The sequence below is a fragment of the Nocardia sp. NPDC058058 genome (assembly GCF_042885355.1).
Classification (GTDB): Bacteria; Actinomycetota; Actinomycetes; order Mycobacteriales; family Mycobacteriaceae; genus Nocardia.
The window spans coordinates 339,248-359,618 of record NZ_JBHVSA010000003.1 but is presented as its reverse complement, the minus strand read 5'-3'; the positions used below and the strand labels follow the sequence as shown (position 1 = coordinate 359,618).

The 20,371-nt window shown below is 64.1% G+C and carries 26 protein-coding genes; 10 read left to right on the top strand and 16 right to left on the bottom strand.

The annotated features are described in order from the left end of the window. Positions 1 to 60: 60 nt before the first annotated feature. Together ACFVUS_RS25370 and ACFVUS_RS25365 are read right to left on the bottom strand one after the other, a co-directional pair. On the bottom strand, positions 61 to 762 hold the full coding sequence (locus ACFVUS_RS25370; protein ID WP_387771245.1) for a TIGR00645 family protein: 702 nt from the start codon (positions 760 to 762) through the stop codon (positions 61 to 63). A gap of 107 nt (positions 763 to 869) precedes the next feature. Next, positions 870 to 1,589 carry a hypothetical protein gene (locus ACFVUS_RS25365; protein WP_387771242.1) on the bottom strand — a complete coding sequence of 240 codons (720 nt, stop codon included), beginning with the start codon at positions 1,587 to 1,589 and terminating at the stop codon, positions 870 to 872. Between the two features lie 442 nt (positions 1,590 to 2,031). On the opposite strand from ACFVUS_RS25365, the gene ACFVUS_RS25360 reads away from it, so the two are divergent. Next, positions 2,032 to 2,373 carry a hypothetical protein gene (locus ACFVUS_RS25360; RefSeq protein ID WP_387771239.1) on the top strand — a complete coding sequence of 114 codons (342 nt, stop codon included), beginning with the start codon at positions 2,032 to 2,034 and terminating at the stop codon, positions 2,371 to 2,373. Here the strand turns inward: ACFVUS_RS25360 and ACFVUS_RS25355 are convergent. Further along, on the bottom strand, positions 2,370 to 3,341 hold the full coding sequence (locus ACFVUS_RS25355; protein ID WP_387771236.1) for an oxygenase MpaB family protein: 972 nt from the start codon (positions 3,339 to 3,341) through the stop codon (positions 2,370 to 2,372). The two genes, ACFVUS_RS25360 and ACFVUS_RS25355, sit on opposite strands and share 4 nt — an antisense overlap. Before the next feature lie 90 nt (positions 3,342 to 3,431). Here ACFVUS_RS25355 and ACFVUS_RS25350 point away from each other — a divergent pair, with 90 nt between their 5' ends. Together ACFVUS_RS25350 and ACFVUS_RS25345 are read left to right on the top strand one after the other, a co-directional pair. Then, the gene (locus tag ACFVUS_RS25350) at positions 3,432 to 4,466 is read left to right on the top strand and encodes an MCE family protein (protein ID WP_387771233.1); all 1,035 of its coding nucleotides are present in this window, start codon (positions 3,432 to 3,434) and stop codon (positions 4,464 to 4,466) included. 44 nt (positions 4,467 to 4,510) lie between these two features. Next, complete coding sequence (locus ACFVUS_RS25345) at positions 4,511 to 5,221, top strand: TetR/AcrR family transcriptional regulator (protein WP_387771230.1); 711 nt, start codon at positions 4,511 to 4,513, stop codon at positions 5,219 to 5,221. A gap of 7 nt (positions 5,222 to 5,228) precedes the next feature. Here the strand turns inward: ACFVUS_RS25345 and ACFVUS_RS25340 are convergent, their stop codons facing one another. Continuing rightward, a complete protein-coding gene (locus tag ACFVUS_RS25340; RefSeq protein ID WP_387771227.1) occupies positions 5,229 to 6,215 on the bottom strand; it encodes an Lrp/AsnC family transcriptional regulator in 987 nt (328 codons plus the stop codon). Between the two features lie 272 nt (positions 6,216 to 6,487). Here ACFVUS_RS25340 and ACFVUS_RS25335 point away from each other — a divergent pair, with 272 nt between their 5' ends. Continuing rightward, complete coding sequence (locus ACFVUS_RS25335) at positions 6,488 to 7,069, top strand: hypothetical protein (RefSeq protein ID WP_387771224.1); 582 nt, start codon at positions 6,488 to 6,490, stop codon at positions 7,067 to 7,069. Positions 7,070 to 7,131: 62 nt separating this feature from the next. Here ACFVUS_RS25335 and ACFVUS_RS25330 read toward each other — a convergent pair whose 3' ends face one another. Further along, a complete protein-coding gene (locus ACFVUS_RS25330; protein ID WP_387771221.1) occupies positions 7,132 to 7,620 on the bottom strand; it encodes a MarR family winged helix-turn-helix transcriptional regulator in 489 nt (162 codons plus the stop codon). 78 nt (positions 7,621 to 7,698) lie between these two features. On the opposite strand from ACFVUS_RS25330, the gene ACFVUS_RS25325 reads away from it, so the two are divergent. Both ACFVUS_RS25325 and ACFVUS_RS25320 read left to right on the top strand, forming a co-directional pair. After that, positions 7,699 to 8,079 carry an antibiotic biosynthesis monooxygenase family protein gene (locus ACFVUS_RS25325; protein ID WP_387771218.1) on the top strand — a complete coding sequence of 127 codons (381 nt, stop codon included), beginning with the start codon at positions 7,699 to 7,701 and terminating at the stop codon, positions 8,077 to 8,079. Positions 8,080 to 8,195: 116 nt separating this feature from the next. Continuing rightward, positions 8,196 to 8,615: a DUF4267 domain-containing protein gene (locus tag ACFVUS_RS25320; RefSeq protein WP_387771215.1), complete on the top strand. Its 420-nt coding sequence runs from the start codon at positions 8,196 to 8,198 to the stop codon at positions 8,613 to 8,615. A gap of 55 nt (positions 8,616 to 8,670) precedes the next feature. On the opposite strand, the gene ACFVUS_RS25315 is transcribed toward ACFVUS_RS25320, so the two are convergent. Together ACFVUS_RS25315 and ACFVUS_RS25310 are read right to left on the bottom strand one after the other, a co-directional pair. Continuing rightward, a complete protein-coding gene (locus tag ACFVUS_RS25315; RefSeq protein WP_387771213.1) occupies positions 8,671 to 9,924 on the bottom strand; it encodes a YhgE/Pip domain-containing protein in 1,254 nt (417 codons plus the stop codon). Next, positions 9,921 to 10,280 (bottom strand): hypothetical protein, encoded by a 360-nt coding sequence (locus ACFVUS_RS25310; RefSeq protein WP_387771210.1) that lies wholly within the window; start codon positions 10,278 to 10,280, stop codon positions 9,921 to 9,923. Before ACFVUS_RS25310 ends, ACFVUS_RS25315 begins: the two co-directional genes overlap by 4 nt. A 25-nt stretch (positions 10,281 to 10,305) precedes the next feature. On the opposite strand from ACFVUS_RS25310, the gene ACFVUS_RS25305 reads away from it, so the two are divergent. Next, positions 10,306 to 10,446 carry a hypothetical protein gene (locus ACFVUS_RS25305; protein WP_387771207.1) on the top strand — a complete coding sequence of 47 codons (141 nt, stop codon included), beginning with the start codon at positions 10,306 to 10,308 and terminating at the stop codon, positions 10,444 to 10,446. Positions 10,447 to 10,475: 29 nt separating this feature from the next. Next, positions 10,476 to 11,426, top strand: a complete 951-nt coding sequence (locus ACFVUS_RS25300; RefSeq protein WP_387771204.1) for a LysR family transcriptional regulator — start codon at positions 10,476 to 10,478, stop codon at positions 11,424 to 11,426. A 6-nt stretch (positions 11,427 to 11,432) separates the two neighbouring features. Here ACFVUS_RS25300 and ACFVUS_RS25295 read toward each other — a convergent pair whose 3' ends face one another. The 4 genes from ACFVUS_RS25295 to ACFVUS_RS25280 all read right to left on the bottom strand — a co-directional run bounded on the left by ACFVUS_RS25295 (position 11,433) and on the right by ACFVUS_RS25280 (position 13,766). Beyond that, positions 11,433 to 12,170, bottom strand: coding sequence for an alpha/beta fold hydrolase (locus tag ACFVUS_RS25295; protein ID WP_387771201.1), 738 nt, complete (start codon positions 12,168 to 12,170; stop codon positions 11,433 to 11,435). A 193-nt stretch (positions 12,171 to 12,363) separates the two neighbouring features. Next, positions 12,364 to 12,978 carry a hypothetical protein gene (locus ACFVUS_RS25290; RefSeq protein ID WP_387771198.1) on the bottom strand — a complete coding sequence of 205 codons (615 nt, stop codon included), beginning with the start codon at positions 12,976 to 12,978 and terminating at the stop codon, positions 12,364 to 12,366. Positions 12,979 to 13,125: 147 nt separating this feature from the next. Next, positions 13,126 to 13,422 carry a putative quinol monooxygenase gene (locus ACFVUS_RS25285; RefSeq protein WP_387771195.1) on the bottom strand — a complete coding sequence of 99 codons (297 nt, stop codon included), beginning with the start codon at positions 13,420 to 13,422 and terminating at the stop codon, positions 13,126 to 13,128. 44 nt (positions 13,423 to 13,466) lie between these two features. Further along, the gene (locus tag ACFVUS_RS25280) at positions 13,467 to 13,766 is read right to left on the bottom strand and encodes an antibiotic biosynthesis monooxygenase family protein (RefSeq protein ID WP_387771192.1); all 300 of its coding nucleotides are present in this window, start codon (positions 13,764 to 13,766) and stop codon (positions 13,467 to 13,469) included. Positions 13,767 to 13,992: 226 nt separating this feature from the next. On the opposite strand from ACFVUS_RS25280, the gene ACFVUS_RS25275 reads away from it, so the two are divergent. Continuing rightward, entirely contained in the window at positions 13,993 to 15,279 is a 1,287-nt protein-coding gene (locus ACFVUS_RS25275) for a VWA domain-containing protein (protein ID WP_387771189.1), read from the top strand. A 40-nt stretch (positions 15,280 to 15,319) separates the two neighbouring features. On the opposite strand, the gene ACFVUS_RS25270 is transcribed toward ACFVUS_RS25275, so the two are convergent. Further along, on the bottom strand, positions 15,320 to 15,847 hold the full coding sequence (locus ACFVUS_RS25270; protein ID WP_387771186.1) for an AAA family ATPase: 528 nt from the start codon (positions 15,845 to 15,847) through the stop codon (positions 15,320 to 15,322). 108 nt (positions 15,848 to 15,955) lie between these two features. Then, the gene (locus tag ACFVUS_RS25265; RefSeq protein ID WP_387771183.1) at positions 15,956 to 16,354 is read right to left on the bottom strand and encodes a DUF4870 domain-containing protein; all 399 of its coding nucleotides are present in this window, start codon (positions 16,352 to 16,354) and stop codon (positions 15,956 to 15,958) included. 175 nt (positions 16,355 to 16,529) lie between these two features. Here ACFVUS_RS25265 and ACFVUS_RS25260 point away from each other — a divergent pair, with 175 nt between their 5' ends. Next, entirely contained in the window at positions 16,530 to 17,387 is an 858-nt protein-coding gene (locus ACFVUS_RS25260; RefSeq protein ID WP_387771180.1) for an endo alpha-1,4 polygalactosaminidase, read from the top strand. Positions 17,388 to 17,391: 4 nt separating this feature from the next. Here ACFVUS_RS25260 and ACFVUS_RS25255 read toward each other — a convergent pair whose 3' ends face one another. From ACFVUS_RS25255 to ACFVUS_RS25245, 3 genes are read right to left on the bottom strand one after another with little or no spacing between them, the layout of a single operon-like run. Further along, positions 17,392 to 17,877, bottom strand: a complete 486-nt coding sequence (locus ACFVUS_RS25255; protein ID WP_387771177.1) for a hypothetical protein — start codon at positions 17,875 to 17,877, stop codon at positions 17,392 to 17,394. 24 nt (positions 17,878 to 17,901) lie between these two features. Continuing rightward, positions 17,902 to 18,741, bottom strand: coding sequence for a FadR/GntR family transcriptional regulator (locus ACFVUS_RS25250; protein ID WP_387771175.1), 840 nt, complete (start codon positions 18,739 to 18,741; stop codon positions 17,902 to 17,904). 19 nt (positions 18,742 to 18,760) lie between these two features. Then, complete coding sequence (locus ACFVUS_RS25245) at positions 18,761 to 20,365, bottom strand: flavin-containing monooxygenase (protein ID WP_387771172.1); 1,605 nt, start codon at positions 20,363 to 20,365, stop codon at positions 18,761 to 18,763. Between the last annotated feature and the right edge of the window lie 6 nt (positions 20,366 to 20,371).

The following is a 20,371-nucleotide window of genomic DNA, read 5'->3' as shown; positions in this document are numbered from 1 at the left end:
CCAATTCACCCGCGCCGGGTGAGAACAGACATTGTCGATTGGGACGTGGGGTGGCTGAACTCAGTTCACCGTGGCCGCGGTCGCCCTGTCCGATCGTCTCGCGGTAATGCTGACGCTGTGTGGTGCCGGGGGTTGGTCGTGGGCGTCGGTGATGCGTGAGATCACCGCGATGGCGCACGCGGAGCCGACCAGGGCGAGGTGAATTATCAACTGCCACATCACGAAATTGTTCGCTCCGGGTTGGCGCATCACATCGTGCAGGCTGACGAAGGTGCGCAGCAGATCGATCGAGGAAATGCCGATGATGGCCATCGCGACCTTGAGTTTGAGCAGATTGCTATTGATATGTCGGAGCCAATTGGGGCGATCGGGATGCTCGTCGATGCCCTTGATCCGCGATACGAACAGCTCGTACCCACCGATGATCACCATGACCAGCAGATTCGACACCATGACGACATCGATCAGGCTCAGGATGACCAGGATCCACTCCCGCTCACTCACACCCCATTGAATATGGCGCAACTCCTGCAGGAACTGCGCCACGTACAGGGCTTGAGCGATGATCAGACCGACATACAGGGGCGCTTGCAGCCATCGCGAGGTAAACATCAGCAGCCCGACCCAGCGCAGTCCGAATGGTGCCGGGGGACTGCGATCATCGGAATTGACCGGCAATACATCGGTTTTCGGTGGATGTTCGGCCTTGAGCCGAGGGGAGGCCTGCACCAAATACGAAGGACGGAACACAACTTGCGACATGGGACTGAACAGAACCGAATACTTAACGCACGTAATGGAATTGTGCTTGGCATTCGGCAATGGCCCATCGCTCAGCTGAAAAATCCTCTGCCACAACCGGACAAGAATCAGGCGAAGACGACGTTGTCGATGTCGACCGAGACCATCAGTGGTTCGGGGGCGGCCCGGCCGTTTTCGGAGACGGGGTAGACCCGTCGAGTGGTGGGAACGGTGATGCCGTCGAAGTTTTTGTGGTTGGACGTGTAATGGGCGGTTGGTCCGGCGGCCGCGATTTCGACCGTGTAGTCGTGGCGGCGAAGTAGGCCGCGTTCGTCGTAGTAGAGCGTTTGGTGGGGGCTGTGGGTGGCGATGCCGTTGGGGAACATTACTTTCAATCGCCGCCACGTCTGGCCATTTTCTATCCACGGGGTGAGTTCTTCTGTGTGGAAACCGTTGGTGGTGAACAGGAATGGTTCGTTCAGATAGTTCCACATGGCGTAGCTGAGGAAGTAGGCCGTCTGTAGGGGATCCCACGGGGTGGCCAGGGTGTGGCCGGTGAAAGAGGCGCGGGGGTCGGCGAGTTCGGTGACTATGTCGCCGGTATCGGTCACGATGGCGATGTGATCGCCGGTGAAGGTGCTGCTCAATTCCGCTGCGCGGAAAGGGAAGAGATCGGCGGACTGGCGATGCAGTTCGGCTCTGATATTGATGTCGTCGAGATAGCCGCTCTGGCCCTTCACCGCGAACAGTGCGCCGCCGAAACTCAGATGCGCTGTCACGCTGGTGTATTCGTTCCAGCGGTCGAGACCGCCGCTGGCTTCGATCACGGAGTCGAGAAGATCACTCATAGCGCCTCCAGCCTCGGGGACGGTCCGGCGCGATCTCGGTTGCGCCGCAACCCATCAATGGGTGATGCACCCTTGACGGTGCCACCGATTGGCCGCCCGCACTTCACCCCGATCGGGTGAATGCCTGCCAGAGCCCATCGCGCGTCGCGCGCGCGATTCGATCAATCGTGTTCTCCATCACGGTTTCGGCAGGTCGGGGCCATTCCCGCCTGCGGGGATGTCACCCTAAGTTACTGTTCCTTCGAGAGTTTGAAACTATCTAGTTCCACAAAAGAGGGGTGTCTTCGGTGACCCAGCAGGCTCGGGCCATATTCCGCGTGATGGACTCGGACTCGGCACGGATCTCGCTTCCGCGGTTAGCGGCCTCGATCGCCGATCATCCTCGACGCTGTTCACGAGATTTGCGCCTGCCTCAATTCGCCTGCCCCGCAGGGCGAACGGCATGAGATTCGCGCACGCCCATCACGCTTTCCTGGCCCAGTGCCGATATTACGCCGACATCGGAAAGAGCCTGGAATCCGCTGCGCTGGCGGTGATTACGGCTGAAACGGCCCAGTGGAGCCGCTACCCGGCGGTCCGCGCTGAAGCGCTCGCCCAATGCCGCCAGGCCCGCCACGACCTATCACTCACCGACGCCGCCCTCAACGCTGCCGTCCGTGCCGGAGCCAGTTTGACGACACGGCAGGTCAGCGTGTTCAACGAGGCCGAGAACGCCGCCAGGCGTGAAGTCGCGACACTGCGGCAGACCCTCTCGACCATCGAGATGTCACTGCGCACGACCTAGCCCGCTAGTGCGGTCGTCTGAATCTGGTGACCGTGCGGGCAGAGTCGTTGCAGCACTTCGGAATAGGCGCCGGAGTGGTGCAATAGCGCGGTGGTGACCCGGCCCGCGTTCAATGCGAGAGCGTCGGCGCGGGCCGATGTGGACAGGCCGCAGGTGGCTCGGATGTCCCGTGGGATGAGGGCGATGCCGACCCGTGCGAGTGCCGGGTAGGCGCGGAAAAGCAGTGCCCTGGTGAGGTTTCCGTCCATATCGCGCGGGTGCAGTATCGCGTCGAGGGCACTGCGGGTTTGGGCGTTGACGCAGATCAGATGACGCGAGCCGGCGAAGAGGCGGCGGTATTCCGCGTGGGTGGCGGGCAGTTCGTCGAGTATGGCCCCGGCGTCGATGCCGTGGCGGATCGCCGCAGTGCGAATGCTCTCCAGGTCGACGCCCAGACTCTCGAAAGCTCTTGCCGCTTCCGCGAAGTAGCGATCGGTGACTTCGGGGGTGAGGCCGCCGACGAGTCTCTGGTACGCGTAGTAGACCGAATGCCAGCTGAGCATGTGATTGCCCAGCCGTAGGTAGGGGTCCAGGGCGCTGTACCGGCTGCCCGTCATCGGTTCGGTGCCCACGATGCGCGCGTGCAGCCGATCGAGTCGGGTGTTCGCCTTGGCGACGGTCACGGTGTCGGCGAATACGACGGTCAGGAAGTAGTGCATGGTCCGGTCGAGTCGCCCGAGCGGGTCCTGCCGGTAGCGGCTGTGATCTTCGAGCGCAGCGGCCCCATGCGGGCTGGCGACCATATCCAGCACGAACGATCGCATGACGCCCGGGATAACGGCCGGATGCGACCACACCTTCCAGGACACCGAATCCGGGCCGAAGAGTCCCTGGTCGACCCGACCGGTCGGTGCCTCGAGACGAAACTGCTGCTCGGCGATCCGCTGCTCGTCCACGGGGGTCGCGTGCTGGGTTCGGTATGTGGCCACTTTGCCACTCCTCTCGACAAACCTAATGAGAAACGCAATGATTCTGGTTGTGAGAGTACAACATGTTTCTAAACTCCGGCAGTGGCCCAAATGAGCATTCGCAGACCGCTCATCGTCTTCACGGTTTTCGCGACCATCGCGATACTCGTGACCGTGATGGTGTGGAACACCCTGGCCCGCACCGTGAAAGGAGATACCAACACCTACGCGGCAACGTTCTCCGATGTGCTTGGACTGCGCGAAGGCGACGATGTGCGGATGGCGGGCGTGCGCGTGGGCAAGGTCGAGCGCATCGGGCTCGACGAGCGCAACCGAGCGGTGGTGACGTTCGTCGTACAACGCGCGCAGACGCTCTACGGTGACACCAAAGCGCTGGTGCGGTACCAGAACCTGATCGGCCAGCGATATGTGGCGCTCGCGCCCGGGGCCGGATCCCCTGACGCACGGAGTGTCCTGCGTGCGGGCGCTGCCATCCCGATCGAGCGCACCGAACCGTCGTTCGATATCTCCGGGCTGCTCAATGGATTTCAGCCACTGTTCGCGGTGCTGTCTCCCGACCAGGTCAACACGCTCTCCGGCACACTCGTTCAAGCGCTACAGGGCGACGGTGTGTCGTTGAGCGCCTTCATCACTCAGGCGGCAACCCTCGCGGGCGATTTCCAGCGCCGCGATGCCGTGCTGACGAGTGTGATCGGCAACCTGTCGGCGGTGATGTCCGGGTTGGCAAGGCGCGGTTCGGAACTCGAAACTCTGGTCACCCAGACCCGTGCCCTGATCGGCGGGCTAGTTGATCAGGGGCAAGCCCTGCAAGCGTCCACCGCTCGAATCGCCGACGCGACGACCGGACTGACCGCGATGTTCGACGGGATTCAGCCGAAACTCGTACTGGCGCAACACAGCACCCGCGATGCGCTGACCTTGCTGCTGGCTCATGGCGCGCAACTCGACCAATCCCTGCCGGATACGACCGCGATCATGACGGACTGGGGCAAGGCTTTTCAATACGGCGCCTACGCGAACGGCTATCTGTGCAGCCTCGACCTGTCCCTCTACGGTGTGCTGCTGCCCCGCGGGACCTTCAGTCGCATCGGCGGCGACTCGCACTCGCAGGTATGCCGTCCGTAGTCGTGCGGCCATGGTTCAGTGAGCCGACCGATTACTGTTGCGGTATGCGCAGTCCAGATATCACGGTGCCCCCGGCGACCGCCGCCATCGTGCTGCAACTGCTCTCCGGTGGCGCTCCGCAAACACTTCCGCGTCATCGGCATGATCTGTCCCGCGAGGACGTGCGCGAGACACAGCGCGCCCGCATCGTTGCCGCGGCCATCGAATTGTTCGCCGATGGCGGCTACTCCCAGACCGCGGTCCAGGACATCACCAAACGTGCCGGGGTTTCGCGCAAGACCTTCTATGAGCTGTATGCCACCAAGGAGGAGGTTTTCCTCGAGGCCTATCAGGCCGTCGGTGTACTGGTCAGCGAAGCGGGCGTCATGGATGCCGAGAGCCGAGGGCCCGAGCTGACCCCGGAGACGTTGGACGAGTACGCGCAGCGCCTGCTGCTGGTGATGGCGGTTGCGCCCGCGGCGACCAAGATGTTCTTCCTCGAAGCGCTGGGGGCGGGGCCGCGAGTCCGTTTGCGGCGCAATGAGGCAATCGAGGAGTTCGTCGCAGCCGCGGTCCCCGGGCTGCGGGAATTCCGCGCCCGCTATGAGCCGGAGCTGCCGCAGCTGACGATCGAACAGTGCCGCGTGTTGATAGCGGCCTGCATCGAACTCATCACCCAGTACCTGGCCGACCACGAAGCCGCCACACTCGCGGCGCTCGCCCCGCGGCTGGTTGATGCGGTTCGCGCCATCGTGATCCCCAACTATCGCTCGTGAATCAGCCTCAGCTGGTGTGAATTCGGCTTCGTTTGAGTGTGCGCAGGTCGGTGCGGACATCGATCGAGTGCAGTCCGTCGATGCGGGCGAGTTCGTTGGTCAGCAGGTTGTAGAGGTGCTCGGTATCGCGGGCGGCGATGGTGGCGAAGAGCGCCGTGGGTCCGGTTGTGGCGCAGACGTAATGGATTTCGCTCATGCGCGCCAGTGCGTGTCCGGCGGCGTCGAGTTTGTCCAGGGCGACACCGGCCCAGAGCGCGGCCGAGATGCGCAGGCCGAGACGGTTCTGATCCACCTCGAGGTCGAAACGCAGGACTCCGGCTTCGGTGAGGTCGATGATCCGGGTCGCGACGCGCGCGGGGGTGAGGTTGGTGACGCGGGCGAGGTGACTGTACGAGGCGCGCGGGTCCTCGGCGAGCAGGGCGATCAGCCGCCGGTCGTCGTCGCTGAGGTCCGCGGCGTCGTGGTTCGGGGTATCGCCGTGCCGGTCGATCGCGAATAAGGGGTCGGCCGCCTCGGTGAGTCGTTCGCGCTGGGTGGCGTCGAGGGTCCAGCCCAGATCGGGCCAGGTGGTGTGCAGCGGGAAGCGGCGCAGGACCTGGCGGGCATCCATCGATTCGACCAGCGAATTGGAGCGGATGCGGTCGGTGAGCATGAGGTCGGTATCGGCGGCCGATTGCGGCTGATAGCGACAAACCACATCGGCGGCGGTCATGCTGACCCAGCTCATATCATCATGCTGCGCAAGCATTTCGGCGAGCTTCGTGCCTTCGGAGCTCGGGGTGATTCGCAAAATCCATTCGTGCTGCCCTAGGGTGCGGTGATCCAAAGTCGCGGTGCAGCGCAGGATGCCGTTGCGAACGAGGGTTTGGTATCGGCGTGCTGCGGTCTGCTCGGAGATTCCGGCAACCGTGGCCATCGCGGCGTACGACATCCTGACATCACAGCCGAGCATGTGGATGATTTGGAGTCTTTCGATGGTCTGACTGGAGGGCATATCCGAAATCTACTCGATTGTTGGAGGTTTTAGTCGATTTTCTGCCGGAGCGACGACTACCGGAGGGCTGCTGGCCGTCGGCATCGGCGCCCTGATGCTGTTGATCGACATCACAATCGTGATTGTGGCATTGCCCGACATTCAGCGCGATCCGGGCATGGGTTTCGGTGCGCTGCAAAGGGTTCTGGACGCCGGCGTGCAGGCGGCACTGAAAGGAGCTGCAATCCAGGCGGTTTCGGTAGGTTGTCTGGATACGGATGTGAGGAGTGGGGATGCGCCGGGTTGTCAACGCGCTCGCGGGAGTGGGGACCTTCGCCATGGTGGCGGGGTGCGGGTCCGGCGGTGTTCCGGTCAAAGCGTCGGAGTGCCGGTTCCCGACCACGGCCGGTGGGAATCCACGCACGATCACCTTCCCCGACGCGCAGTATGTGGAGATCACGCGTGAACTGGGCGGCGGCGACGGCATGTGGTATCGCTACGGCCCGGACATCCCCGAGCTGGCGAATTCCTTCAAATACTCATGGGCAGACCTGGATACCGAGTTCTACTTCCTACCCGGTGTCGCCACGATCGCGTCGACCCATCCGGACCGGATCGACGGCAAAGACGTCACACGATACGACCTGGACATCAATACCCAAGCGCCCCGGGCACTTCCGGCGGACGCCGACAAGGACACCACCGAAACCGTGCAGGTTTGGATCGGCGCGGGGAACCTCCCCGTACGAACCGTCATCCGCACCAACCCGAACACGACCCGCGAATCCGTCACCACCACGAACTACCGCGACTGGGGCCAGTCACTCGACATTCAAGCCCCGCCCGCGGACAAGACCCAGCCCGGACCACATTGACCTTCGCTCTGCGCGACCCGTACGTCGAGTCCATCGCGGAGCCACTGTTCGGCGGATCCAGCTCAGCGTGGTTCGCGGCGTGCGCGGCGGCGGCGTTGCAGGCCGGGGTGGATTCCGGGCGGGAGGTCCGCGTGCGCGGCGATGCGTTGCAGGAGTGGGAGAAGCAGGGTTCGCTCGGTCTCGTCGAGGGGGGCGAGCATTTCCGATTCCAGTGCGTCGGCCTCGGATTGGATGGCCCCGAGCATTTCGCGTGCGTGGTCGGTGAGGTGTACCGCGTGGGCGCGACGGTCGTCCGGGTGCGGGCGCCGGGTCACAAGTGCGCGCTCCTGGAGTTCGTCGACCAGTCCGACCATCGCGTTGCGGTGCACGCGCAGTAGATCCGCGAGTTCCTGCTGGCTGCGGCCATCCACCGTGGCGAGGTGGCCCAGCACCGCGAAGTGGGCCGGATCCAGATCCAGTCGGGCCAGCTGCTCGGTGAACCGGTATGCAACGTGGTGACCGATCTGCGACAACAGAAACACCCCACGCGAGTCCAGCGGCCGGTTCACCATGGCCCCACATTAGCAACTCAACATGATTGCCAGATAACAGGATTGACAGTTAAGTGGATTGTCACTTAACGTGACAATATGACAGCTTCCAGCACCCCGACCGTTCCTGATACCGATGGCCCGGTCACGGTGATCAACACGATGTCCGTGCCCACTGCGCAGCGAGACTTGTTCCTGCGGCACTGGCGGGACAACGCCCAGTACATGGCGGCCGCGCCCGGCTTCCGTCGATCGCAGATGTTCCAAGCGGCCGGTGAGTTCGCGGAGGCACTCTTCGTCAACGTCGGGGATTGGGACAGTGGCACCGCCCTGCGTAGCGCCCTCGCCACTCCGCAATGGCACCAACTGAATCAGCGAATCCTGAACGACCTCGAGCTCACCGCACGGCCGATGATTTTCCGTCTCGCCATCGATGTCGCGCCCGGGGACGTGTTGTCCCCGGCAGCCACCGATCGATAGTTCGAGTTTCAGCGCCCGGCCGACTCGCATAGGAGCGCGCTCGGTCGGGCATCTACCTCCGGCAAGGCCACATGCCTTGCTGCACAACGCTTTCACTCTCGCCGAGGAGAATCACCATGTCGCGCAAGAACTTCAACACTGTCCTGGCCACCGCCGTCGTAGGGTTCACCTTCTACCTGGCCGTGACCTTCATCCTGACCCCCGCCACGTCGACCCCGGGCTTCGGTCTGCCCAGCTGGCCCTCCGGCGACGGCGACGGTTTCCTCATCGTGAAGGGCTGCCGCGAACTCGCGATGGGCCTCGGCTCGGGCATATTGCTGGTAACCGGCCAGCGGCGTGCCCTGGGTTGGGTCCTGTTGATGACGGCCGCCGCGCCGCTGGGTGACATGGTCAATGTCTTGGCCCACCATGGGTCCACCGCCATCGCATTCGGCGTCCACGGCCTGACCGCGGCGTTCATCGCGGTCACGGGCGGGCTGATCCTTCGCGAGACCCAGCGAGTCGCCAACCCGGTGTTCGCCGCCCAGCCCGCCTGAGGTCGTCGGCGAGCGGCTGCACACGGTGCGTATTCCCGGGATGCGTTGGCAGTCTTCAGCTTTGACTCGGCCGCCTGGTGAAGATTGAGATTCGGTCGTAGCAGCTGGTGACGATCAGGCCGATGACGATACCGAGCAGTGCGCCGATGCCGACGTGAATCCAGGCCGTGCGCAGTCCCGACAGGGGGACCGAGTTGAGATACAGGATCGAGCGCAGACCGGACACAATCGGTTGCATGGGTTCGAAATTCGCGATGACGCGGAAGAACGCGGGGGTCGCTTCGACGGGGATCGTGCCCGCCGAGGATGTCATCGCCAAGGCGACGAAGAAGAACATGTTGACCAGCGGGGCGAGCGATCCGAAGATCGCGAAGACCGTCAGGGCGCTGAGCGCGACGGCAGCAATTGTGCTGGTGGAGAACAGGTATAGCTGCCAGGGGGAGGCGACGGGCATGTGCAGCACCTTGGTTGCCATCCACTGAATCAGTCCGGCGCTCAGGGGTGCCGCGATCAGCGCCACACACCATTTGACGACCAGCATGTGGAGTCGGGACAGGTGGGTGTACCGGCGGCGCTGGACCTTCGGACCGAGCTCGCTCGGTTGGAAACCGCTGGCGGAGTCCACAATTGGGTGGATCACCGAGGCTCCGACGAAACCGAGTAGGACCAGCACCACCGCGTAGTAGAAGACGCTGGTCCCGAATCCGGTGCGCGTGGGCAGCGGTATCAGCGGCGCGGTCACGATCGTGAACGGGGTCGCCAGCGCGGTCGCGGTAGCGGCGGTGATCGGCGCTTTGTACGTCGGTTCCACCATGCCCAGATATGTGTTGACCTCCGCGACCAACGGCGCGAGATGCCCGGTGAACAACCCGGTGCTCATTGTCGCGGCCGCCGGATTGGTGTCGAGGTGAACCACCGCGTGAGTGGCGGGACCCGGTGTGCCGCTGACGAGCCGCGCGGTCTCGGCATTGAAATCGGCGGGTATGCGGACGGCTCCGACGATCTTGCCGCCCGCCATCTGCTCGCGTTCCTCTTCGGGCGTCATCTCGACGAGGTCGATGGCCTCGCGGTCGACGTGCTGGGCGATGGCCTCGCGGACCTGCTCGGCGGCATCGAAACCGGCGGTGGTTTGCGGTTCCACGACCAAGGCGACCGGTAGTCCGCGCAGATTCGCGGACGGGTCGAGAGTCCCGCCGAGATAGATCGCGGGCAGCGCCAGCGCCAGGATCAACATGACGAACAGCGGCGGGAGCCAGGTCGCGGGGTGACGGCCGAAGTCACGGGCGACCCGCATCGGGTTCGGGCTCATGCGGGGGAGGAGGTCGGTGCGGCCGCATCGCGCTGCGCGTCGATGCGACGGCCGATCTCATCCCACGACAGGCGCATTTCGGCCGCCGGTGCGTTGAAGAACACAAAAGTGGCGTCCCGCATGACTTTTCGCTTGCGTGCGACGGTCGATCGGTGCGGTTCGGTGCGCGCGTATGTATAGATCGCCGCCTTGTTCTCCCAAGCCGAGTAGGTCCAGAAGACCCCTTTGAACATTTCGGCCTTCAGGGCCACCCCGAGCACTCCGGGTGAGCGGCGGGCCTGCCACCACAGCGCGAGTGAGGACATCAGAAAACCGGGTGCGTTGCGCAGCGACTTGACCTCCAGACGGGAGGCCATGCACTGCACCTCGGGGGTGGTGGGTGTGCCGATTGTCGTCCACGGAAGCGTTGGCATTCACTGTTCTTTCGATCGGGCGGGCGGCGAACGCCCCTCGGCGGTCGTCGATGGTTTCAGCCTCGATCCGCGCCGGGAATTGATCAACGTCGAAATGCGTATGATCTGATAAGCCGCCGTGATTGATGGGAAAACTGCATGGACCTGCGCGATTTGGATCTGCGCGATATCGAGATCTTTCTGATGCTGTCGGCGGAGCTGCATTTCGGCCGGACCGCGGAGCGATTGCATGTTTCGCAGGCCCGGGTCAGTCAGGTGATCGGAAAACTGGAGCGCCGGATCGGCGGCAAGCTCTTCGAACGAACCAGTCGCACAGTGGCGTTGACGCCGGTCGGGGTTCGGTTGCGGGACGATTTGGCAACCAACTATCGGGATCTGCGCGCGAGTCTGGGCCGGGCATCGCGGGCGACTCGCTACGGCGATGGGGGCATCCTGCGACTGGGACTCACCAGCAGCGATCTGACGCATGTGCGACCGCCGCTGGATGCGTTCCAGGCGACGCACCCCGACTGTCTGCTGCATATCGAGCATATTCACTTCGGCAATCCTTTCGGCGCGCTGCGCGGGGATGACATCGACGCGCTGATGACCTGGTTGCCCATTCATGAGCCCGATTTCGTGGTGGGTCCCACGCTCTACGAGGAGCCGTTCGTGCTGCTCGTCGGCGCGGATCACCCACTGGCACACCGTGAATCGGCGTCCTACGAGGATCTGGCGGACTACGGCGTCTTCGGCGTACCGCCGTCCGATCCGGAGAATATGCCCCCGGATTACTGGGCCGCGGCGGCCGTCCCGTTCTTCAGCCCGAGCGGTCGCCCCATCGCCCGCACCGCGTACGCGTCGAACTTCCAGGACCTGGTCCTGCTGGCGGCGGCGGGTAAGGCGATAACCCCGGTGCACGCGCACGCCGCCCTGTACTACCGCAGACCCGACGTCGCCTACATCCCCATGCCCGACGTCCCGCCCGCCCGGTGGGCGCTGGTCTGGCGGCGATCGGGCGAAACCGATCTCATCAAGGATCTGGCAGCGGTGTTCGCCGCCGGTCGCGTTCCCGATCCCGACGGCGATCCGGTCGGAGCGCCGAGCTAGGCCCGGCTATTTCACCTGCGCGAGCCAGTGCGCGACCTGCTCGCACACCCATGGTGCGTCATCGAGTGGCAGGTCGTGTCCCGCATCGGGGTGCAGTTCCAGGCTCGCTCCGTAGCGGGCGGCGATCCGCTCCGACATGTGATAGTCCGCCAGGCGATCGCCCTTGGACGCAAGTACCAACAGCGGCAAGGAGATTCGTGCGGGCAAGCGGAACGTGGCGGCGGCGGCCACCTGTGCCAGCGCGCTCGCGTTGAGTGGCGCGGCTTCCCGCTGATACTGCGCCCATGTCAGAGCCAACTCCGCCAATTCCGGCTTCGGCCGATTACTGGATATTTCGAGGGCTGCGGCTTCGTGAGCCTCCAGCGACCGAAACTGTTTGCCCGCCACCAGTGAGACCAATCCGGTCTTCATCTGATGCGGCCGAAATACCGCCGGCGCACCGGTATTCACCACCACGCAGCGCTGGAAATCATTCGGATACCGCTGTACCCAATTCAGGGCCATCATGCCGCCGAGTGAAATTCCCAGCAGGGACCACTCCTCATCCCCGCGCTCGAATCGTCCCCGAATATCGTCGGTAATAGCCGACATGGACCGGGGTGAAACCCGTCCATTCTGTGTCCCGAAGCCAGGCGGATCGATGGTCTCGACGCGAACTCCCAACCGCGCCGCCAACTCCGCGTCGAACCCACCCCAGTGCCGCTGATCCCGCGTCAGCCCCCGCAGCAGCAACCAATTACTCATCGCGACCCTCTCCTCGCACCGGCATCTCGCGCAATCGTGCGGTCCCGGATCCCCATGGTCAAGGCGTCGGCCGGGTCCCGGGTGTGACGGTGGGGTTCGAGGGAACCGTCACACCCGAGTCTGTGATCGCGGCATCGTTGCCGCGGCTATCCCAAGGGCTCTCGAATTCACTAGCGGATGCGGAGAATTCGGGTCAGGCCGGGTGGCTGGTCACGGTCGGCTGGAAGCTGCCGCCGTGTGCGAACAGGATGGGCGGTACCAGGTTGCACGAGCCCTTGACGTCCTGCGGTGTCAGCGTGCCCATCAGCTGAAACCCGTTGCCGTGATTGATGCTCCAGTTCAGGACAGTCGTCTGGGCGAGGGTGTACGAGCAGGTCGGCGATTCGATCCGCACGCTCAGTGTGCCCGCAGGCAGTTTTCCGGAAATCTCCGCGCCACCGGTCACGGTGAGGGGGGCCGGGCGGACGGTGGCGGTCACCGTCGCGGTCGCGCCGGACGGCATGGTGCATTGCGAGAATGTGTACCCGGAGAAGGTTCCGATCACGCCCGTCGAATTGCTGACATTGGGCATCGATCCGCTGAATGTTCCGGTAGCGCAAGACAATAGGTTGGCGGATGTGCCGTTCCGGAACATCGGATGCGGGCTGGAGCCACTGAAGGAGCCACCCGGAGCGGTATTGCCGCTGACGTCGTACAGATAACCGGCCGCGTTTGCCGTGGTGGTTCCCGCCGCCACCATTCCCGCGGTGGCCAGTGCGAGGGCGGCAAATGAATAGGTGCTACGGAATCGGCGCAGATGAGCACGCACGATGCCTCCTAGGGTTCGAATTATTTATCGAACCCAACGGTAGTGTCGCACAACACAATTCGGCGGTGGCGAATCACGCCACGATGGGGACGTGCGACGCCAAGCGGATGCGGCTCGAGGCCGATCCGCTCGGCGTCGGCAGTGGTGTCAGAGCGAGTCGGGCGTCTCGAAGAGCTGTTCCCGAGGCGGCCCGGCCAACAGCTCGGCCCCCGCCGCGAACGCCTGCTGCAGGTGCGGACTGCGCAGATGCGCCTCGAATGCCGCACGGCTGTCCCATGTTTCGATGACAACCCAGCTCCCGGGTTGCGTCGGGTGCTGATAGGGCTGGTAACCCAGGCATCCCGGCTCGGCCAGCGACGGCTCGATCAGTGACAGCGCCTGGGCATGCACCTGCTCTTCCTTTCCCGGGCGAGCCTGCAACGTGGATATAGCGGTGACGGTCATGGCTGGGGTCAACCCCGCACCCCGGGAATCTCTTCCCGCCCCCGCTACGCCTGGTCGAGGACGGCGATGGTGCCGAGTTCGTCGGAGACGAGCTCACCCAATGTGGCGAAGAACGCCCCGATCCCAGGCAGATTCGGACCCTTGGCCCGGGACGCGCGAAAGTCCTCCTCCGTACGCCATTCAACAATGTCCAGCCACTGATCATCGTCCAGCCGAACCAGCCGCGCCCCGAGAAACCCCACCCTGTCGGCCTGGAAGTCGGCCACCATCGCAGGCCGCGCCTCCAACATCGCGCGAACGTTTTCCGGCGCAACCCGGAATCGAGTCAACTCCACCGAGGCCATCCATCATCTCCAATCGATCGGTACCACAAGTTATCCCACAGCTTCCCCGAGGGCCTCGCCCGCCGCGACACCAAAAGTGCACTCCCCGCCGTGCTGCTCTCTCGGCTGAGAGGACCGGCGTGTCCTGTCGGCGCGTGCTGCTTTGTTGCCGCGATTGCGGGCTCGCTTCGGTAGTGGGCTCGTAGGGTTGGTCGGACACCGTCTTTTCGATCTGATTAGGGCACCGATGACCATTGTCGAGTCGCAGTTGTCGAAGGGCCAGAACGTGCCGATAGCCGTCGCCGAGGTGACGATCGCGCTACAGACCACCGCCGCTGCGGATTTGTCGGCGTTGCTGGTCACCGCGAACGGCAAGGTTCGTTCCGACGCTGATTTCGTATTCTTCAATCAGCCTGCGGGGCCCGGTGTACGGCTGGTGCCGGGAACTCCCGGCGCATTGCATGTCGCGCTGGGACAAATCCCCCACGATATCGATCAGATCCGGGCGGTTCTCACTCTTGCGGATCCGCAGGCGACCTTCGGGAGATATCAGCCACCCATCGCGACGCTCAGTGACGGTGCGGGGAAGCTGTTGTGTGAGTACCGAATCGATGGACTCGGCCCCGAATCGGTAGTGATCGCACTCGAACTGTATCGACGTGGCCCCGGATGGAAGGTCCGCGCGGTCGGGCAGGGGTATTCCGGCGGATTCGCCGCACTGGTCACCGATCACGGGGTGACGGTCGATGACGATCCCGCCTCCTCCCCGAGCCCGGCCTCGGATGCCGCAGCGGTTGATCGCGGGGGCGTGCGCACCGTTGCGGGGGAGCAGAAGCTCTCCCTCGAAAAGCGCCAGAAGCTGGACCTTCGCAAACGCGAGGTGGCGAAGGTCTTGCTCGCCAAAGGCGCCGGCGGGGTACGCGCCCGGGTGATCCTGGTCATCGATAAGACCGGGAGTATGTCCGAAATGTATAAGAAGCAGGTCGTCCACCGAGTCGTGGAGCGGATGATCCCCATCGCGATCCAACTCGATGATGATGGCGAGCTGGAGCCCTACCTGTATGGATCCCGATTCGCGAAGCTGCCCAATGTTCGCGTCGACACGGCGGAGTCCTGGTGCGCGGAGTTCATCCATCTCGGCGGAGTGCACGGCGGCATCGACTACCGGTTGATCGGCGGAGCCAACGACGAAATACCCATCATGACAGAGATTTTGAATGTACTGCGCCCCGGTGGTGATCCAACACTCGTCCTGTTCTTCACCGACGGCGGCTTTCACAAACGGGGACCCATCACCGCGTTGATGCGCTCTGCGGCCGAGCACCCGGCCTTCTGGCAGTTCATCGGCTTGGGGCACAACGACTTCGGAGTCCTGCGCAAACTTGACACGCTGACCGGTCGCAAGGTCGACAACGCGGGATTCTTCGCGATCGACGACATCGACCGCATGAGCGACGCGGACCTGTACTCGAAACTGCTGAGCGAGTTCCCCGATTGGCTCCGAGCCGCGCGCGCAGCGCATGTGTTGCCTTGACAAGGCGCAACGTGCACGAGCTGCCTCGTTGTGACGACGATCAGCGGATCAGGGCGCCGAGGGTGTCTATGCGGTTCGCCAGTGGAACGGTCAGCTCGACGATGGGGATGTCGTCGAGTAGGTGTAGTTCATCGGAATAGGCCACCTCCAGTAGGGCATCGTTCACTGTGCGGCGGAGGCCAAGCATTTCGGGTGGAGGCAGTTTTGTCTCGGTCTCGGGGGTGATCGGTACGATCACCAGGAGATCGAGGGTGGCCAGGGCTTTGCGGATGGGTGTGGGGTCTATGTCGGACTCGATGTCGAGACCGGTGGCCGCGAGGTAGGCCAGGAAGTCCAGGGGAGTTCGGTCGAATACGGAGCCGTCGGGTTCAGAGTTCAACAGTTGTATGGAATACGCCAGTTGGGCTCGGTAGTCCGAGTGCGAGGGTGGGTATTCGAAGTCGTAGCCGTCTTCCTCGAGTAGCACGTACGGTTCTTCGACCGGGGTGAGATCGCTGAAGCGGGAGCACAATTCGAGTACCAGTGTTGTTTTCCCGGTGCCGTGTGGCCCGGATACCCCGATGCGCATCAGATCCCCTCGATTCGACGTGCCGATATCGGCCGACAGCTCCGGACGGACGGCAACGGCCCGAGTTGCCTCGGGCCGTTGATATTCGGACTATATAGCTCTGCGCCTTCAGTTGACCGATGCGGCCAGTCGATCGGCATACGGGGCGACGATTTTTCCGAAGATGGGCAGTTCGGCGCGGGCGCCTCCGGTCTTGTTGGCTTGAATCATGGCCATGATCCAGACGACGAGGGTGAGGATCGACAGCACGAGGCTGACGAGGGTGAAGATGATGCCGATGGCTCCCAGGAGTGAGCCGAGGATGCTCAGCGCGATATTGGCCACCGAGACCGCTCCGAAGAACACGATCGATTGTGCGGCATGGAATTTGACGTCGGAGTCGTTCTTCCCGATGAAGAGGAAGATGACTCCGGTGACCCAGCCCAGCGCGTAGGACAGAATCGCGCTGGTCTTCTTGTCCAAGCCGGTGGACTGGGGCTGGTTTGCGGGGGGCTGTGAATATGTCATGGGATAAGTAGACGTTGGCCTCCGCACCTACCGATCCCAACTTTCGGATCGAACCGCAGGTCACCGGTGGCGCGTTCACCGCGTGGCGCCCACGGTTTCCTCATGAAGCTTGCCGCAGACTAGGCCCGAGACAGTCCCCCGCCACCGACTTCAGCCCAGGACGGTGCTTTCACCAATGCGCTTGCCGCTCTTGCTCATCACCGCGATCGTCATCCTCGCCGGATGCGCGACCCCGGCTGGATCGGACACCGACGCATCCGATCCGCCCGGGACGGCTACCCCGGCCGCGCCCTCGGCGGCAGCGTCGCGCTTTCCCGCCGGTGCGCCGGCCGACTATCAACTCGGCGGGGCTTATCCGCCGCCCGCGGGTACATCGATCGTGGCCCGGGACCGCACGGCCACTCCCGCAGCGGGTCTCTTCAACATCTGTTACGTCAACGGATTCCAGACTCAGCCCGAGGACCGCGACCTATGGTTGCGCGACCGCCGCGATCTCCTGCTCAGTGGACCGGGTGGTCGTCCGGTCGTCGACAAGAACTGGCCGGACGAAATGATCCTCGATACCTCGACACCGGAGCGGCGCGGTCGAATCGCCGCCCTGCTCGCGCGCAGCATCGGCGAATGCGCCGAAAAGGGTTTCCAGGCAGTCGAATTCGACAACCTCGATTCCTATAGCCGCTCGAACGGCGCACTCACCGCCGACAACAATCTGGCGCTCGCGGCCGACCTGGCGCGTACCGCCCACGACGCCGGTCTGCTGGCCGGTCAGAAGAACGCCGCCGACCTCGGCGAGCGTGCCCAGCGCCAAGCCGCTTTCGACTTCGCCGTCGCGGAAGAATGCCTGCGCTTCCAGGAGTGCGCCCGATACTCCGCGATCTACGGCGAACGCGTCATCGACATCGAATACACCGATGACCTCCCGACCTCACTCGACGACGTGTGCCGCCAGCCCGGCCGCCTCCGTTCCACCATCATCCGCGATCGACAACTCGTCACACCGGGCACGCCCGGCTATTTCTACCGCCACTGTTGACGGGTCAGGCGGCCGCGCGCAGGGAGCGGCCGATGAGAACCTTCAGGGCGAGGGAGAAAAGGGGATTGGTCAGCAGGGCCAACGGTGCCAGCCGGATGGCCGGGAAGCCGGCAGGAGCGACCGCGATGGTGTAGGTGACGGAGCTGCGGGTGGGGGACAGGTCTTCGATGGTGAGGCGTTCGGCGATGGCCCGCATGCCGGGGACGGGGAGTTCGCCTATGAAGAACGCCATTTCGCGGTTGAGGTCGGTGCGGGTGACGAATTCGTTGCTGAGCAGCAGCGGGCCCAGGGTCAGGCGGCGGCGGGAACCGGGGCCGTGCGGGGCGGGGGTTTCCCAGCGCGCGGTCACGGCGGGCAGCCAGTCGAAGGTTTCCACCTCCTGCCACAGGCGGGCGGCGGGAACCTCGAATTCGGCTCTGCCGCGCACGATTATCGGTGCGCGTTCGTAGAAGTCCGAGGACGGCTCGACGATTTCGGGGTGAAAGACCATGGGGTGGAGCCCTTTCGGGTGAGATCAGGTTGCCGGGGCGGTGATCAGGCGATGGAAGGCCTCGACCACCTGATCGTGATAGGTGCGCATGACGGTTTCGACCAGGGACAGGTCCGGGATATCGAGGGGATCTCCGGCGGTCTGCAATGACTGCAATGTCCGGCCGATCACCACGTGACCCTCGGGTTCGAGGGGTTCGTAGAACGCCTGCGCCGCTTCGGGCATGGTGATCAGGAGTTCGCCGACCGTGTTGAACAGACTCAGACTGCCGATGCTGCCCAACGCGGCGAAGGTGCAGCGCAGCATATGCAGTTCGGCCGCCATGATGTCGATGAGCGTGGCCTGCGGATCGTGCACGAGCATCTCCATGCGATCCAGCGCACGGGTGGCGGCCGAGACGTCGTAGTGGCGCGGGTTTTCCACGAAGGCGCGCACCGCCTGCATCACCAGGATGTGATCGACGTCGATGATGTCCGAGAACAGGCGCGAGGCCTGCTCCGGAATGCGGTGTGCGAATCGGAACAGATAGCGCCAGGTGTCGATGCCGCCGTAGAGCTGGATATCGCGCACGATATAGCCGAGCCCGCGCCGAGGTTCGGCGAAACCGAGCGCGGCGAGTCGGCCCAGAGCGCTGTTGGCGGTCGGTGCGCTGGCGGAGAACTCCACGGCCAGTTGGCGAACCGAGGGGAGTAGTTCGCCCGGTCGATAAATCCCCGCGGCGATGCGATAGGCGAGTTGATCGGTGATCTCGTCCACGATCGTCGGACGCGACCGATCCGCCCGAACACCCTGTGAGACTGCGCCTTTCGGGCGCGGCGCGACCGGATGCACGGTGTTGCCGCTCGTCCGGCCGCGCACTGACATGTCGGTATTCCCCCGAACCCTATGCGCCCGCGACAACGCGGGTCGGCTTGGCGGGAACATCCGCCTGCGGGGTCTCATAGCTGTAGTCGTCGAGCGGGAACCTGCGATGCCCACGGCTGGCCTCGAAGAATCCGGAGGGACGCACATAGGTGCTGTCCCCCTGCGAGTTTCGGTAGTAGGTCGGGGTGTGCGCGTTGAGTTCGTTGAAGTAGAACCGGATCGGCTCCGCGCGCCGGAAGATCTCGGCGTGGTAGGCGTCGAGCGCTTCCTTGCGCACCTCGACCACCTTCGCGCCGCGCCGCAGTCCCTCCTTGATGGCCCGCACCGCGTGATCGGCGGTCATCTCGACGAAGGAGTGCCAACCCGATCCGGTCCACGAGTACGGCCCGACCAGGGTCCAGCGATTGGGCAGCCCGGGCACCGAAACGCTCTCGTACGCCTGCATGCCGTTCTCGGTCCAGAATTTGCCGAGGTCGAATCCATTGCGGCCCACAATGGTTCCGGGTCGATAGGTCTCGGGATCGGAGAACACCTCGTACCCGGTGGCCAGCACGATCATATCGAAGTCGTGCTCGACCCCGTCGCGGGTGTTGATGCCGGTGGCGGTGATCTCCTCGATCGGCTCGGTCACCAGCTCGACATTGTCGCGGTTGTACGCCCGCAGATATCCGTTGGACATGGTGGGGCGCTTGGCAAGTGGGCCGAAATTCGGCGTCAGCTGCGCACGGGTCGCCGGATCCTTGACCACCAGCCGCAGGAACCGCTGATAGGCCGCGATGGTGGACCGGTCGAACCACGTCATCGCCGTCTTGGCGGTCTCGGTCGGCACCGCGATCGCCCCGCGCAGCACGAGATCGACCACCACGAGCACGACCCCGTGCAACGCCGCCTGCAATCCGGGCACCGCCAGCAGCCGCTGGCCGAGCCGAGGCACCGTGAAATCGGGTTTGGGCAACGACCACACCGGAGTCCGCTGGAATACCGTCAGCTCCGCCACCTCCGGCGCGATAGCCGGAATGATCTGCACCGCACTGGCTCCGGTGCCGATGATGCCGACCTTCTTACCGCGATGATCCCAGCTGTGGTCCCAGCTCGACGGCCGCTGATACTTGCCCTGGAAGTTCAACCGGCCGGGGATACCCGCCTCTTCCTTCGGGCGCACGAACGCACCGACCGCGCTGATCAGGAACCGCGCCGAAATGACCTCACCGGAGTCGGTGATCAACTTCCAGTAGTTGTTGGCGTCATCCCATTCCTCACGGGCGATATTGGTGTTGAAGCGCAGATGCTCGTACAGCCCGAACCGCCGCGCCACCTGCTGGTGATACTTCTCGACCTCGGCCCCGTACGGGAACACCCGGCTCCAGTCCGCATTGCGGGCGAACGAGAACTGATAGGCGACCGCCGGAATATCCACGCCCAGACCGGGATAGGTGTTCTCGTGCCAGCTGCCGCCGACATCATCGGCGCGTTCGATGACGACGAAATCGCGCAGTCCGGCCTGCTTGAGTTTCACCGCCGCGGCGAGCCCGCCCGGGCCCGCGCCGATAACGGCGACCTGGAAATCCGGTTCGGTCTTGGGGGCCGGTTTCGCTTGGCGGCCTCTGGCTTTGGATGTGGGCATCTCGAA